15 protein-coding genes are annotated in these 15,023 nt (G+C 62.4%); 4 read left to right on the forward strand and 11 right to left on the reverse strand.

The window, feature by feature from the left end; genetic code table 11:
* Positions 1 to 86: 86 nt before the first annotated feature.
* Positions 87 to 875 (reverse strand): SGNH/GDSL hydrolase family protein, encoded by a 789-nt coding sequence (locus F562_RS0116710; RefSeq protein ID WP_018158120.1) that lies wholly within the window; start codon positions 873 to 875, stop codon positions 87 to 89.
* Positions 872 to 1,549 (reverse strand): uracil-DNA glycosylase, encoded by a 678-nt coding sequence (locus tag F562_RS0116715; protein WP_018158121.1) that lies wholly within the window; start codon positions 1,547 to 1,549, stop codon positions 872 to 874. The genes F562_RS0116710 and F562_RS0116715 overlap by 4 nt, the downstream gene beginning before the upstream one ends.
* A 32-nt stretch (positions 1,550 to 1,581) precedes the next feature.
* Between F562_RS0116715 and F562_RS0116720 the strand changes: the two genes are divergently transcribed.
* The 3 genes from F562_RS0116720 to zwf all read left to right on the forward strand — a co-directional run bounded on the left by F562_RS0116720 (position 1,582) and on the right by zwf (position 5,034).
* Entirely contained in the window at positions 1,582 to 2,946 is a 1,365-nt protein-coding gene (locus tag F562_RS0116720) for a pyridoxal phosphate-dependent decarboxylase family protein (protein WP_018158122.1), read from the forward strand.
* Positions 2,947 to 3,175: 229 nt separating this feature from the next.
* On the forward strand, positions 3,176 to 3,460 hold the full coding sequence (locus tag F562_RS0116725) for a DUF3263 domain-containing protein (RefSeq protein WP_018158123.1): 285 nt from the start codon (positions 3,176 to 3,178) through the stop codon (positions 3,458 to 3,460).
* A gap of 56 nt (positions 3,461 to 3,516) precedes the next feature.
* Positions 3,517 to 5,034 carry a glucose-6-phosphate dehydrogenase gene (zwf, locus tag F562_RS0116730; RefSeq protein ID WP_018158124.1) on the forward strand — a complete coding sequence of 506 codons (1,518 nt, stop codon included), beginning with the start codon at positions 3,517 to 3,519 and terminating at the stop codon, positions 5,032 to 5,034.
* A gap of 161 nt (positions 5,035 to 5,195) precedes the next feature.
* On the opposite strand, the gene F562_RS0116735 is transcribed toward zwf, so the two are convergent.
* Together F562_RS0116735 and F562_RS0116740 are read right to left on the reverse strand one after the other, a co-directional pair.
* Positions 5,196 to 5,951 carry an SDR family NAD(P)-dependent oxidoreductase gene (locus F562_RS0116735; protein ID WP_018158125.1) on the reverse strand — a complete coding sequence of 252 codons (756 nt, stop codon included), beginning with the start codon at positions 5,949 to 5,951 and terminating at the stop codon, positions 5,196 to 5,198.
* An 8-nt stretch (positions 5,952 to 5,959) separates the two neighbouring features.
* Complete coding sequence (locus F562_RS0116740; RefSeq protein WP_018158126.1) at positions 5,960 to 6,823, reverse strand: fumarylacetoacetate hydrolase family protein; 864 nt, start codon at positions 6,821 to 6,823, stop codon at positions 5,960 to 5,962.
* A 209-nt stretch (positions 6,824 to 7,032) separates the two neighbouring features.
* On the opposite strand from F562_RS0116740, the gene F562_RS19780 reads away from it, so the two are divergent.
* Entirely contained in the window at positions 7,033 to 7,740 is a 708-nt protein-coding gene (locus tag F562_RS19780) for a FadR/GntR family transcriptional regulator (RefSeq protein WP_040386149.1), read from the forward strand.
* Between the two features lie 68 nt (positions 7,741 to 7,808).
* On the opposite strand, the gene F562_RS0116750 is transcribed toward F562_RS19780, so the two are convergent.
* Genes F562_RS0116750 through F562_RS0116780 form a run of 7 tightly spaced genes read right to left on the reverse strand, consistent with a single transcriptional unit; the run spans position 7,809 to position 14,967 of the window.
* A complete protein-coding gene (locus tag F562_RS0116750; protein ID WP_169333395.1) occupies positions 7,809 to 8,675 on the reverse strand; it encodes an endonuclease/exonuclease/phosphatase family protein in 867 nt (288 codons plus the stop codon).
* Positions 8,668 to 9,444 (reverse strand): MgtC/SapB family protein, encoded by a 777-nt coding sequence (locus F562_RS19785; protein ID WP_211206474.1) that lies wholly within the window; start codon positions 9,442 to 9,444, stop codon positions 8,668 to 8,670. The genes F562_RS0116750 and F562_RS19785 overlap by 8 nt, the downstream gene beginning before the upstream one ends.
* Positions 9,445 to 9,449: 5 nt before the next feature.
* Entirely contained in the window at positions 9,450 to 10,493 is a 1,044-nt protein-coding gene (locus F562_RS0116760) for a LacI family DNA-binding transcriptional regulator (RefSeq protein WP_018158130.1), read from the reverse strand.
* Between the two features lie 31 nt (positions 10,494 to 10,524).
* Positions 10,525 to 11,376, reverse strand: coding sequence for an endonuclease/exonuclease/phosphatase family protein (locus tag F562_RS0116765; RefSeq protein ID WP_018158131.1), 852 nt, complete (start codon positions 11,374 to 11,376; stop codon positions 10,525 to 10,527).
* A complete protein-coding gene (locus F562_RS0116770) occupies positions 11,373 to 12,257 on the reverse strand; it encodes a hypothetical protein (protein WP_156822701.1) in 885 nt (294 codons plus the stop codon). The genes F562_RS0116765 and F562_RS0116770 overlap by 4 nt, the downstream gene beginning before the upstream one ends.
* Positions 12,254 to 13,981, reverse strand: coding sequence for an ABC transporter permease (locus F562_RS0116775; protein WP_018158133.1), 1,728 nt, complete (start codon positions 13,979 to 13,981; stop codon positions 12,254 to 12,256). The genes F562_RS0116770 and F562_RS0116775 overlap by 4 nt, the downstream gene beginning before the upstream one ends.
* On the reverse strand, positions 13,978 to 14,967 hold the full coding sequence (locus tag F562_RS0116780) for an ABC transporter ATP-binding protein (RefSeq protein ID WP_026181352.1): 990 nt from the start codon (positions 14,965 to 14,967) through the stop codon (positions 13,978 to 13,980). The genes F562_RS0116775 and F562_RS0116780 overlap by 4 nt, the downstream gene beginning before the upstream one ends.
* Between the last annotated feature and the right edge of the window lie 56 nt (positions 14,968 to 15,023).

Genomic DNA, 15,023 nt, shown 5'->3' on the forward strand with positions numbered 1-15,023 from the left:
ATCGGGTGGTCTCGATACGGCAGATCACTGCGTTCCTGCCTACTCGACCAGCGTTGGTGGTCGGCCAACGCCGGTCGAGACCCCGCCTACTGAACCGGCGTAACGGTCGGGCGCTTTGCGGTCACCGTGTCGCCGGAGCTGCGTCCTTGGATGCGTCGCTGGACCCACGGAGCCAGGTGAGTACGTGCCCAGGCCGCGTGTTTTTGCGTGCTGGTCCAGCGGCCGAGTTGGGGTGCAGGTGGCAGGGGCGTCTGCCAGTCCTCATCTGGTGTGAGGCCGAGTGTCCAGGCGGCCTGAGCGGCGACCCGCTGATGGCCGATCGTCGACAGGTGAATGCGGTCAGTGGCCCACATCGCCGGGTGGCGTAAGGCGCGCAAAGACCATTGGTCGATGACGAAACAGTCATGACGCTGCGCAATGCCCCACACGTTGGCGGTATGCGCCGCGAACCGGGACTGAAGTCGCCGGAACAAGGGAGCCCAACCGGGGTGTGCGGTTGTTGCCATGAGCACGTCGGCGCCAGTGGCACGAATGCGGGCTACGGCATCCTCGAGTTGCTGCGCGACGTGGTCCAGGTCGACTTTCGGCCGAAGACAATCGTTGGCGCCACCGACGATGCTGACGAGGTCAGGTGTCAGTACGAGCGCCTCGTCGACCTGACGACTGGTGATGTCGGCCACGAGTCTGCCGCGGATGGCCAGGTTGGCGTACCCGAACTCCACGCCGTCGGCGGCATTGCGCGCCGCGAGGCTCGCTGCGAGCCGATCCGCCCAGCCGACAAAGGAATTCGGGTCGCCAGGGGAAGGGTCGCTCATGCCCTCGGTGAAGGAATCGCCGAGCGCGACGTACCGCCGCCAGTGTCGTTGTTCGCTCATGTCAGGCTCCAATCGATTGGTGCCGAACCTTGTTCTTCGAGAAGCGCGTTGACCCGGCTAAATGGGCGCGACCCGAAGAACCCCGCTCGTGCAGAGAGTGGCGAGGGGTGCGAGCTTTCGACATAGGGAACCGCGCCCAAGTGCGGCGCAAGGCTGCGCGCGTCTCGGCCCCACAGGATCGCGACCAAGGGGCCTCCGCGGGCGACCAGTCCCTGAATTGCCGCGGCCGTAACGTGCTCCCATCCGTGCTGGCGGTGGCTCCCAGGAGAGCCAGCGCGAACGGTGAGGACTCGGTTCAGCAGAAGCACGCCCTGATCGACCCACGGGCTCAGGTCGCCTGAGTCGGGTTTCATCAGACCGAGGTCGGACTCCAGCTCGGCGTAGATGTTCTGCAGGCTGCGTGGCACCGGACGGACCTCGGGAGCGACCGAGAAGCACAATCCGACGGCGTGACCCGGTGTCGGGTAGGGATCCTGGCCGACGATGAGGACTCGTACGTCCGGTAGCGGCATCTGGAAGGCCCGTAATACGTGGTCGGCCGCGGGGAGATAGCCACGCCCCTCGGCGAGTTCGGTCCGCAGAAAATCTCCGGCCTCGGTCAGGTGTTCTCGGGCGGGGTCCAGCACCGGCACCCAACTGGCATGGACGAGCTCTTCAAGCGGTCGCGCGGGCATACCGCCAACCTATCGAGCCGGATCTAGACTCAATGACTGTGCACCAGTTCACCGATGAAACCCAAGCCCTGGCCGCTGAGATCCTGCGCTACTCCGAGGAGCGCCTGCGGATGGACCCGGTGCCGTTGGACAGCCCCCTGACCCGCGCTGAGCTGGATGACGTGGCGGGCGCAGCGATTCAGTCTGAGGGCCGTGGCGGGCTCGCCGCGCTTGACCTTTTCGCGCAGAAGTTGGCCCCTGCGTGCCTGTCGATCGACCACCCGCGCTATCTCTCGTTCATTCCGTGCGCGCCCACGCGGGAGGCGGCCATGTTCGACCTGGTGGTCGGGGCGTCCTCGATCTATGCCGGATCGTGGCTGGAGGGCTCCGGCGCGGTCTACGCCGAAAACCAGGCACTGCGCTGGATTGCTGACCTCGCTGGGCTTCCAGCAGAGGCGGGCGGCTCGTTTGTCCAGGGCGGCACCATCGGCAATCTCTCCGCGCTCGTGGCTGCGCGCACCACCGCGCGCGAAGTCGCCGAGCGCGCGGGGACCGGGGCTCGGCCATACCGCATTGCCGCCACGGTCGGCTCGCACTCCTCGATCGCAACCGCCTGCCGGGTGATGGACGCTGACGAGGTGCAGGTGCCGGTCAACGACCGAATGCAGTTGACGGGGGAGCGGCTACGGGAGGTCCTCCTCGAAAACGGCCCCGAGACCTTCTTCGCGGTGGTGGCGACCGCAGGCAGCACCAACTTCGGCATCATCGACGATCTGGAGTCGATAGCCGACGTGTGTGAAGAGTTTGGGATCTGGTTCCACGTCGACGGGGCGTACGGCGGCGCGGGCCTGGCCGCACCCAGCGTCCGGGAGAAATATGTGGGCGTGGAGCGAGCTGATTCCTTCATCGTCGACCCGCACAAGTGGCTGTTTGCGCCGTTTGACTGTTGCGCGCTGCTCTATCGCGACCCCAACCTGGCGCGGGTCGCGCATACCCAGCACGCCACCTATCTCGACGTGCTCAATGACTCCCCGGAGTGGAATCCCACCGACTATTCGGTGGGCCTGACGCGGCGCGCGCGCGGATTGCCGTTCTGGTTCTCCTTGGTAGCCAACGGAACTGACGCGTATACCCAGGCCATCGAGCACACCCTCGATGTGACGCGGTTCGCGCAGGCAGAGGTCGAGCGCCGTGACTACGTCGAGGTCGTACGCGACGCTGACCTGAGCGTGTTGGTGTTTCGTCGCCTCGGGTGGAAGTCCGAGGACTACCACGCGTGGTCCGACCAGTTGCTCGCTGACCAAACCGGGTTCGTCGTGCCGACCTCCCACGACGGGGAGACCCTCGCGCGGTTTGCGATCGTCAACCCGCTGACCACCGAGGACGACATCCGGATCCTGCTCGATTCGATGGCCTAACCCGTCGGAACTAACTGCGTTAGGTGCCCTTGACTGGGAAATTTCCCAGTCAAGGGCACCTAACGCAGTTAGGGCGCGGGGCGCGGCCCCGAGGCGCGTCACATCAACCCCGTTCGTCACAGGTGTCACACGCGTCAACTCGCCACGCCGTTCGGAATGACACTGGTGTAGTTCCGGCATAGGATTGGGCCTGTACGCCAGCACCTCACGTCCCGGAGGGAACCACCGCATGAGCGCCGCCGAGCAGGCCCAACAGCAGGTCACGTCGTTGAGTGACCGCGATCGGGACATCTTGGCGTTTGAACGTCAGTGGTGGAAGTTTGCTGGATCCAAGGAGCAAATGATCCGTGAGCGCTTCGACATGGGATCGACGCGCTACTACCAGGTTCTCAATGCGCTCATCGACACCCAAGTAGCGCTGGAGCACGACCCCATGCTGGTCAAGCGCCTGCGTCGGCTCCGTGCCTCGCGTATGAAGCAGCGCTCAGCGCGTCGCCTCGGTTTCGACACCTGAGGCGATTCCTGGCCGAAGGTCTTCCGTCTCGGCGCGCGCATGGAAGTATCGGGGGCGTGACTGGCACACCCAACGCGGACTCTTCGCGTACTGACCCACAGACCATTGCCTATCCCAGCGCGCATGGGCAGCCGCGCGCTCGACGCCTCACCGCGGATGATGCGCCGCATGTGATCGTCCTCTTCGGCGCGACCGGCGACCTGGCACGGCGCAAGTTGCTCTCCGGCATGGCGCATTTGGCCTTGTCCGGACTGACGCCCGACATCCGGATCGTGGGGTCGAGTCTGGATGAGATGACCGACGAGGAGTTCCGCGCGTTCGCGCGAAAGTCCATCGAAGAAGTCGGCGTGCGCAAGTTGAGCGCGAAGGAGTGGGAGAAGTTCGAGCCGCTGCTGTCTTTCGTTCCGACGTCGGCTGGTCCTAAAGCCCTGGCTGACAAAGTCGCGGAAGAGCGTGCCGAACTCGGCGAGGGTTCCCGCATCCTGCACTACCTGAGTGTGCCGCCCAAGGCCGCGACCAAGGTGATCGAGACCCTGCGCGAAGCCGAACTCGTCGAAGACTCGCGGGTCGTGATGGAGAAGCCGTTCGGTGAAGATCTTGAGTCGGCGCTCGCGCTGAATGCCGAAGTGCACGAGACCTACCGCGAGGACCAGATCTTCCGGATCGACCACTTCCTGGGCAAGGAAGCGGCCCAGAACATCTTGGCCTTCCGCTTCGCCAACGGTCTATTCGAGCCGATCTGGAACCGCAACTTCATTGACCATATTCAGATCGACATCCCCGAGTCGCTCGGACTCGATGCACGGGCGGCGTTCTACGAGCCGACGGGTGCCTACAAAGACATGGTCGTCACGCACCTGTTCCAGGTGATGGCGTTCGTCGCGATGGAACCCCCAACCGCACTCGAACCGCGGGCGATCTCGGAAGAGAAGAACAAGGTCTTCCGATCGCTGGAGCCGGTACGCCCCGCTGACGTCGTGCGCGGCCAGTACGTCGGCTACCGCGCTGAGGAAGGCGTACACCCCGAATCCGACACCGAGACCTTCATCGCGCTGCGGGCTTCCATCGACAACTGGCGGTGGGCAGGGGTGCCGTTCTACCTGCGGACCGGCAAGAAGATGGCCGAGGGCCAGCGGATCATCTCGATCGCCTTCAAGGAAGCGCCGAAGTCGATGTTCCCGGCCGGTTCAGGGATCGGGGCGCACGGGCCCGACCACCTCACCTTCGATCTTGCCGATGAGTCAAAGGTCTCGCTGTCCTACTACGGCAAGCGGCCCGGCCCCGGTATGCGTCTGGAAAAGCTCTCGATGCAGTTCTCCACGGAGGAGATGGCGCAGAAGGGCGACGTGCTGGAGGCATACGAGCGCCTCATCCTGGACGCCATGCACGGCGACCACACGTTGTTCACGACGGCCGAAGGCATCGAATCGCTCTGGGAGCGCTCGGAGCCGCTGCTGAACGACCCGCCGCCGGTGAAGTCCTACCCGCCGGGTACGTGGGGACCGAACTCCATCCACCAACTGATCGCGCCTAACGCGTGGCGGCTGCCCTTCGAGCGTCAGTGGCGCGCATAGGCGCGAATCAGTCGCGCGTATCGCGGTCGAAGGTTTATGCGCGTTGGTCGGCCGGGAAGCGGCCAGCGCGGTGGACTAGCCCGGCGAGAAGATAGACCAGATCGCTCGGTAGCGATGTTGCCGGTCGCGTTGTCGTCAAGATCGTGCGCCGCAAACTGCGCCTACCGGCGTGCCACAACGTTGTCCATGCCGCCATCGACTGCGAGACACACTCCGTTGGTTGACCCCGCCTCGGGCGAAGCGAGGTACGTGGCGGCGGCGGCCACCTCGTCGGCGGTGACAAGACGTCCGTGAGGCTGACGAGCATCGAGGGCGGCGCGTTCAGCCGCGGGGTCGTCGGCACGGTCTAGGAGTCGCCCGACCCAGGGTGTGTCTGCGGTCCCGGGCGCTACGGCGTTGACTCGGATTCCATCGGCCAGATGGTCGCAGGCCATGGCGCGGGTGAGTGCGTGCACGGCACCCTTAGCGGCGGAATACGCCGCGCGCTGCGGGAGTCCTTGGGTGGCGGCGATCGAACCAATGTTGACGACGGCGGCGTGCTCGGAGCGGCGAAGGTGCGGAAGAGCGGCCCTGGTCACTCGGACGACCCCAAGGACGTTGACGTCGTAAACGCGCAACCACTCGTCTGTGCTGTTATCGGCGATGGATCCCTGCGCCCCTATGCCAGCACTGTTGATCACGACATCGATGCCGCCGAATCGCTCCGCCGTGTGCGCGACCGCAGCGACCACCGAGTCGTCGTCGGCAACATTGCAACGAGTGCCTGCCAGACGTGCGCCCTCAGTCACCGGCACGGGGTTAATGTCGAGAATAGCGACCGCGGCACCCTGATCATGTAGTCGGTCGGCGATGGCGGCGCCGAGGCCAGAAGCGCCGCCGGTCACGAGTGCGGTAAGCCCATTGAATGGGGGATTCACGGTTGCTCCTACAGTCCGTCGCGGGTTGTGGTGCCGGAGGTGAGGCGGTGCCTGGCTCGGCCCAGCCCCTCGATCTCGACCTCGCAGACATCGCCAGCTGTGAGGTAGGGGAACCGTCCTGAGAGTGCGACTCCCTCGGGTGTGCCGGTCAGGACCAGGTCGCCAGGTTCCAGGACGAGATATTGGCTCAGGTGGTGGATGATAGTGCCAACATCGAAGATCATGTCGGCGGTGGAGGAGTCCTGCCGCGGTTCGCCATTGATCCAACTCCGCAATCTAAGATCGGATGATTCGATCTCATCGGCGGTCGCCAACCATGGGCCGACCGGGCTGAAGCCAGCGCAGCACTTGCCCTTACTCCACTGTCCACCAGAGTCCTTAAGTTGGAAGTCGCGCTCAGAAAGGTCGTTCGCCGTGACATACCCGGCCACGTGCTGCATCGCTTGCTCTGGTGAGTCGAGGTAGGCGGCTCGCCGACCGATCACTACGCCCAACTCGACTTCCCAGTCGGTTTTTGTGCTGCCGCGCGGGATCTCGACATCGTCGTTAGGACCTACGACTGTGTTTGGCAATTTTAGAAATATGGGCGGGAGCTCTGGTGGGGCTGAGTTAGATTCGGCAGCATGTGCGGCGTAGTTCATGCCGATGCAGATCACAGCGCTTGGCCGCGCGAACGGCGCGCCCACCCGGAGGTTGGCGATGTCGGCTAGTTCCGGAAGGCCAGCAACTGCCCGCTCTAAGCGGGACCTGCCGTCCCCGGCAAAGAAGGCTGAGTCGAAGTCCTCGGTGACCGAGCGGGCGTCGCGCCAGACCCCCTCGTGTTCAACGGCGGGCACCTCGCCCCCAGCAGGCCCAAAGCGTGCGAGTCTCACGATTTCCTCCTCTGATAGTTCCTGCGCACATCCTAAACATCCGATGTTTAAGGTGCAACCAAGCGCGTTGCGGCTGGGCTCAACCCGGGACGACTACGCACCTGCGGCCGACCCTGAGCCGCCAACGCCAGGTTTGCTGGATAGCGTGATGACAGACGCGAATGAATGCCTGGCGAGCGCCTGCGCGCCATAACGGAGGAGTGGTGAACGTGGCGGTCACGGACGAGGCCATCAGTGGGATCAAGGACATGATCGCAAGCGGGCAGTTGCGCCCTGGCGGCAAGTTGCCACGCGAGGCGGATCTCGCCGAGCGATTAGGTCTGTCACGCAACAGCCTGCGCGAAGCAGTGCGCGCGCTCTCCCTGATCCACGTGCTCGACGTGCGCCAAGGCGACGGGACATATGTGACGAGCCTTGAGCCATCACTTCTGATGAGTGGGATGCAGTTCGTCGTCGACCTCCACCAGGATGACACCGTGCTGCAGTTCTTCGAGGTGAGGAGTCTGCTCGAACCATCGGCGACGGCGCTCGCCGCGGAGCGGATGAGCGATGAAGCGATATCTGAGTTGCGCGATGTTCTTGACTCGATCCCAGCGAATCCGGGTGTCGAGCAGTTGGTGTCGGCCGATTTGGTCTTCCACCGGCGCATCGCCGAGGGAGCCGAAAATGTTGTGTTGCATTCGATGCTGGAGGGCCTCACCGGCCCGATGCAGCGGGCGAGGGTCTGGCGGGGGCTGACCGAGACGGGAGCGGTGGCCCGCACGATCGCTGAGCATAGAGCGATCTTGGATGCGATTGCCGATCGTCGGCCGGAAGCGGCACGAGCCTGGGCCACGGTGCATATCGCGGGCGTCGAGGGGTGGCTGCTCTCCAACTTGCGGGACGGCGCAGACAGCGTCATCGACCCACTGGAGTGAGTTTGCTGCCGACTAGGGACAGACGATTCGGGCATCTACAGTTCTATGTCTGTGAGATTGCGGGCCACTCACGGTGTCGTCGCCATCGCGGACGGAAGGCGCAGTGGCGGGCAGGTAAATCCCGTGTTTGCAGTTTTCGGAGTCGGTCGTAGGCGCACGGTGGAGTTCACTGGGTAGTGATCCGAGAGCGCTGGGTCTTGGTTGACGACGTTGACGTCCTGGAATGAGCCACGACGAGATTTCAACAAGACATGGTCGATGACACCATGGTCCGGTCTACCCACGATCGTGCTCTGCTGCTGCGGATTGGCGTGAGGAAGGTCCCAAGCGGAGACAAAGCCTTTATGCCGGATTGCCTGAAGTCCAGGAGAGTCGACGTACAGGTTGAGATCGCCTCCAACAAGAACGTTGGGTGTTCTGTCTCGCGACAATGCATTAGCAAGGGTCCAGGCGTGACCTTTGCCTTCGCGGTTGGCAATGTGGGTCGACCACAGCGCGATCGGAACGCCGCGGACCCTAGTTCGCCCTCGGACCGCCGAGGCGGGGTTCCATGCACCCTCGGAATCAAAGTGCACCTCGCATCCCGACGATATCGGTGTGCGGCTAAGAATTACCTTGAACTTGTCGGGGTGGTTTGCTGAGGAGATGGTCCCATTCAGAACGTGGACCATGCCGGCAGACTTCGCGACGCGCAGTGCCCAGTCGCCGTGCGGGACCTCACTGAGGAATGCGACGTCGGCTCGACTGGTGCGCAGGACCTCTCCGACCTGTTCCACACTCGCCATAGATCCGTAGCGGACGTTCCACGTGACGGCGCGGACCGAGACGCTGTGCTGTTTTGCGGAGTCAGAGTCGGACGGTCGCGCACTGGCTCCGATGGCGAGGGCCGATGCGCCAAGCCCGACGACGAGCATTACGGCACTGTGTTTATGCATCATTCTTTCCTTGTGGGAGGGCTTTCGATTGCCTGGGCGGGCGATATCTAACTGAATCCTTAGAGCCCGTAGCAGCTCGATTCACACCTGGCAGTTGAATGAGGTGGTCGAGGAAATCGCTGCGGAGCGCTCCTTGATAGCGGATTCGGAGACTGACCTCGATGTTGGATTGATCGTCTGTGGTATCGAGGCGCTTGGACTCGATCAACTGTGATTCACAATCGTGGTCGAGCAACGTGTTCATAACCTCGCGAAGTGCTCCGTATCCCTCCATATAGTTAACAACGATCGTCTGCTGACTGATTTGATATCGGCGACCCACGCGTCCGCCGAGAAGGGGAAGGACACGAGTCGTAAGAAGGTGCAAGATGGTCGCGAGCACCGCGATAAGGGGCATCTCGGCGGCGGCGAGCATTCCGACTGCGGCCGCGACCCATATTGAGGCGGCGGTCGTTAAGCCCCGCACGGACCCGCGACGCACGAAGATCACTCCCGCACCGATGAAGCCGATTCCGGACACCACCTGTGCGGCGATACGTGACGGGTCCACGATCGCGGTTGCGCTCGCGCTGCTGGCGAATCCGTGAGCTGAGACCAAAGTGAATGCAGCTGACCCGAGGCCTACCAGGGCATGGGTCCGGAGGCCGGCGGTCTGCAGTTTGGTGTGTCGCTCGAGACCGATGATCGCGGACAGCACCACAGCGATGCCAAGCAGCACGCCCTGTGCACTCAAGCCCACAGGGAACCAGTCGAGTCCAGTCAGTCCCACCCTGGTCATGCTGTCCCGTGCACCGTTGTCGCTGTCGTGCTCCGAGAACTAGATTCAGATGACCGCCGGTCAGCGGGCGCCAGGGTGCGTCCTCGGACCAGTTCGCCGCGGAATCGAAGGTGGCGACATGGGTGCCCATCGTCAACGATCCTGGCCACGACTTCGGAAGCCGCGGCGGCAGCCATGGCCTCAATCGGCTGAGCCCACGTGGTGAGTCCAAAGACTGGGCTAGCGAGTTCGCCACGGCCGTCGTAACCGATGAGACTGACGTCCTCCGGCACAGTCAGACCGAGATGAGTTAGCTGCTCCCACACCGAGACCAGCAGAGGGTCGTTTGGACACACGATGACTGTCGCTCCATCCTCGATAGACCGACGGAGCGCAGAGGGGTCCGGGACTTCACCCTCGGGCATGCACGGCACGAGGCGAACTTCGGAACCTGCTCGCCGGTGTGCCTTGGCGGTTTCGCTCGCCCGACGGGACAAGGTGGCTGAGGCGCCAGGCGGAAAGTCGATCACAGCCACGACCCGGTGCCCGAGCTCAGCGGTGAGCGAGGCCAACTGCTTTATGCCCTGGTTATCGTCCGCGACCGAGGTAAGCCCAGGATGATCGGCGTCAGACCCCGCGACGACGACAGGAGCGTCGAGGGAGGCGAATTCCTCGAGATCCACCCGACCCGACGCCACGATCACGCCGGCGGGTCGCAGTCCCATCACCGCGTCGACGGGGCGCGCCTGCGATGCGCTGCCCGCGACGACAACCAGCTCGTACCCGCGTGCATCGAGTTCTCTCTGCACCAGGCTGGCCATCTGACCGTAGTAGGACAACTGGACCGCGCGAACATAGATGACGACGGTCCTGCCGGAGCCCGCTTTGAGGGCATGAGCCCGCAGGTCACGGACGTACCCCAGTTCGCGAGCGACCCGTTGAACTGTGTCACGGGTCGTTTGTGAAACTCCCTCTTGCCCAAGGAGTGCGCGACTCGCAGTGGACCGTGACACAGCTGCCGCCGAGGCCACCTCGTGGATCGAGACCCGTTCCTTTTTCATCGGCCCTCTCCTATCTGTGCGCAGGATTCATTCACGTGGCCAGGCGATAGTCGACTACGACACCGAGATGGTCGCTGGGCCAAGGACCACCGTCGTCGTCGGGTTGACCAACTGTCCAGGCCGCCTCGATTCCGAGGTCGGTACTAGCGAACTGGTAGTCAAGGACGTAGTCCAGGCCGCCGCGTGCTCCCGGCATTGTGGTGTCTCGAATCAGGTCATACACGTGTGGTCCACCCGACACGAGCGGGTTTGAATTCAACACGGTGGCCCTTGAGCCGAGACGTGGCGCGGCCCGCCAGGTGTCGAGCAGACCCCATCCGATTATCTCGCCGTACTCAGGTCCGTTTGGCACGAAGTTGAGGTCTCCACCGAAAATCAGTGGCGTTGGGCATCCGTCGAAGACTGCGCCGAGGTGGTCCAGTTGGGCAAGCCGGATTGCGACGCTCTCTCGCACGTGCTCGTTATCGACGTTCTCGAGGTCTTCGCGCCCCTGAGCAACGCCACGGTAATCGGCGTCTACCCCCATAGTTCCTGCGTCCGGGGTGTGGCGGAGGTGAGCCGATGCTATCCGCACCGTCGATGCTCCGACGGTGACGTCGACGGCCGCCCAGCGTCCGGTCACTGGTAATGCGTGAGCCTGGACATCCGTTGCCCGGTGGCGTGTCAGGATCGCCACGGACCCTCCTTCAGGCTCGATGGGGGGCGATGAGAGCGCTGAGAGTTGATAGCCCGCGCGGGCGGCCAATTCGGCCGCGTTCTTCGGGCCAGTCTCCTGAAGCATCACAATGTCGGCATCGACTTCTTCGAGGCGGCTAGCTATCAGGTCAACGCGCGAGTCGAGGTCACGACGAAGCACGTTCCAGGTGAGTACACGGAGTGTCATTCATTGTCCTTACATTGAGTGTCGGTGACGTGAGTTGGGGACTCGAAGCGGAGGTAACTGCGGTCATCTGGGGCGGAAGCGCCCGGCAGCAGTGGTTTGGCCATCTCGGTAAGCTCCGCGAGCGCGGCGGGATCACAAGCGATCGCCTCGGCCAATGCGGCTTCTGCGTGATCCCAGGACCTCGCCGGGGTGAGGTAGCCGTCGCTCGCAAGGACGACGGTTGAGCCGGCGGGGACGGCCCACCGTTCGATATGTTCGACGGGAATAGGGCCACCGTTTACCACCCCGTACCCGAACCGCCCGGTGGTATTCGCCAGCGCGGGCTGAGCCTCCAGCAGCGAGGCGCACCCGGCCAAGCCGGGGTCTTCACGAATAATGGTGTCGAGGTCGACGCCGCTGGCTAGGTAGGCCTGATTGATAACGGCGCGGCACGCCGCCAGCGCTTCGTCAACAGCCTTGCGCCCCTGGTAGACCTCGTTGCCGATGCGCACGTGGACATCTCCAACTCGCCAAACTTCTTGACGCGATCGTGAGTACATCGCGATCACAGCCCCAGCAGGGCCACGGTGCCCCGGCGACAAATGCGCGACTGCCGCGCTCAGCTCATTGAGCGCATTAGTGGCATCGAGGTGGCCAGGCAGGTCGGTGATGGCGCATGCGAGCGCCGCCGCATAAGAACGACCACTTGCGACCTCTTGGGCCTCCCTCAGAGGACTCGACATGCCGTCGATGACTGCGAGGTAATCCTCCGAGACGACGATGATGTCTTCGGATTGGCGGTCCGGCGACTTTGCCTGAGCGAAAACCTCCCGGAGGTTGCCGGGCACATGCCCCGAGATCAGCATTGCGTCCGGGTCAGTCCCGTTGCAGAGCGCCCTCATCGAGTCTTGACCCGTCGTGCCGCGCCTGTGAGTCTGCGGGACGCAAGAACGCTACATCTATCGGCCCCGAGAATCACCACGAGGGCAATTGCCGTGTTAAGCACAACGTACGCAGTGGCGATCCCGACTAGCCCAGGATCCGGCGCCGCGGCGAGCCCACCCATGACGACGCCGAGAGGTTGGTTGCTGACGTTGTAGAGCATGACCGACACCGTGTATTCATCGAAACTCTGATTAAAGCCCAAGGCTGACACCTGAATTAGGACCGGAAGCAGCGCTGGAAAGGCAACTGTGGTAAACCGTCTCATGGGCGTGGCGCCGAGCGATTTAGCAGCATCCTCCAGGCCTGGATCGATGCTTGAGTAGGTCGCTCTCACGAATCGCACGAACGTGGGGAGAAGAACGACGACGTACGCGAGTGGGAGAATCCAGAAAGATCCGACGAGGACGCTGCCACCTAGGAGCGCGTTCGAGTCTCCGAAAATAATAAGGAAACCCAATGCGATAAGTACTCCAGGGAGAAAATATGGAAGGAACACGCTAAGCTGAAGAACATCTGTGAGGCGGTTTCGACGCTGGTGGGCAAGGTGGGATATAAAAGTACCCAGAACAAGCGTGATTGATATCGCAATCAAAGTCAGAATCAGTGAGTTGACGATCGGTTGACTGGCGTTTGGGTCGCTGAATGCCGTTCGAAAATGTTCAGCTGTAAAACCCCCTGTTACCTTCCCTGCCCGGATGTCCTCCGACGGCGAGAAGGCGAGGAGGCTGATGAGTGCTAACGGTGCGAGGTTGATGAATGCCAGTCCGTAAGCCACCAAATATACTCCAACCCGCATGGCCGGTCGCCTAACCCGGATTGGCTTGAACGGGCGGGCTGATTTATTTACCGCAAAGATGTTGGCTCGACGCTCTACGCGAAGCGCCCAGACCAGGCCGCCGGCTGTCACAATAGCGAGGGACCCGCCCAGCACCGCCGCCATATCGGGACGGCCCAATTGGTTGAGTTCTAGAACCAATGGGCCGACCATTGGCGTGTCTCGACCGCCGAGAATGTTCGGTGCGGCAAACGAACTTAGCGATCCGATGAGGACCATAAAGAGCGAGGCGAAGATCATCGGTCGCATGAGGGGTATGACAACTTGGATCAAGGCTCGTATGACCGGCTGACCTAAGGAGCGTGCTGCCTCTACGACCGAAAAATCCAGATTGCGAATGGCGGGTCGAAGGAAGAGGAAGTGGTAAGAGGTCATTGTGAACGTGTGAACGATTATAATTGCAGGGATGCCAGAAAACCAGTTCGAAGGTATTGACGGGAATATCGCCTGTAGACCTTTTGTAGCGATTCCTTCGTTTCCATAGATCATGACGTATCCAGTGACGGCGGATACCGAACTAAACACCAGTGGAGTTGCGTAGGCAAGAGTAAGTAGCCATTTTCCACGCAATTCGAATGCTTCCAGAATGAATGCCTGCGTGACTCCGACCAACGTAACGGAGACGAGTGATATCGCCGTGACGACGAGTGTGGTGAGGATGGCGCGCTGGACCCGGGCGGACCCCCACACTTCGCCGACCACCTCGAGTGGGCCGCCGAATTCAGAGTTGAGGACAGAGTGGACAACCGCACCGTTCGGCAAGTAAAGGAACGTGAGCAGGAACCACAATGCGAGCACGATTCCGACGCCGGTTACCAGTCGGGATGGCGCGAGACCGAACTTCACGACACAACCTCCATGACGTCGTGTGCACGGATCGTGCAGTAGGTCGTGGCGCCTGCCTTGCGCAGTGGAGTGACGATCGAGGACTGTTCCGTGGCGCGAATAGGGGTGCCCTCGATATCGAGGACGTACTCGGTTGCGTTTCCGCCGAAGGATGACCGGACGATCTGCGCCTTGGATCCCTCGCCGTGATCGTTGAGGATGACGCGCTCGGGACGGACAAACCGCCGAGTATTGGACTCCTTCAGACCGAACTGCGTCGCTAACTGCGTCGTCAACTCGTTTGCGTCACCGACAAACTGGCAAACATATGAGGATTTGGGCTGGTGGTATATCTCGAGGGGGGTGCCGATCTGCTCAATCCGACCATCTTGCATTACAGCAATTCGGTCCGAGATGGCCAGGGCCTCGTCTTGGTCGTGGGTGACGTAGATCGTCGTGATTCCGAGCTCGTCATGCAACTCGCGAACTTGTGCACGCAGCCGGATTCGTAGTCTTGCGTCGAGGTTGCTTAGCGGCTCGTCCATCAAGAGAGCGGTAGGTCGGGTTACAAGCACCCGTGCGATAGCGACGCGCTGCTGCTGGCCGCCGGAAAGTTCGGCCGGCCGCGATTTCGCTAGTCGCGTCAGGTCAGTCATCTCAAGTGCGTCACGCACTCGCGTCTCACGTTCGCTGCGCGGGACGCGCTGGGCCTTAAGACCGAACGCCACATTATCCGCGACGGTGAGGTGTGGAAACAAGGCGTAGTTCTGAAAGACAAAGCCAACCTGGCGACTCTCGGGATCCAAATTTAAGACGTCTCGACCGCTGACTTCTAGCGATCCGGACTCCGGTTTTACGAAGCCACCGATTGTCCTGAGTAATGTTGACTTCCCGCACCCAGACGGCCCGAGAAGAGTTAGGAATTCTCCTTGACTGACGGATAGTGAGAGGTCTTCTACAGCCAGTGTTCCGCCATAGGCGACGCGAAGGTTCTTGATATGGATCATGGTTCCTCATTGGTGATAGTTGAGCAAACGTAGTGGCGCGCCCGCCGTGTCGACAT

Source organism: Demetria terragena DSM 11295, assembly GCF_000376825.1.
Lineage (GTDB): Bacteria > Actinomycetota > Actinomycetes > Actinomycetales > Dermatophilaceae > Demetria > Demetria terragena.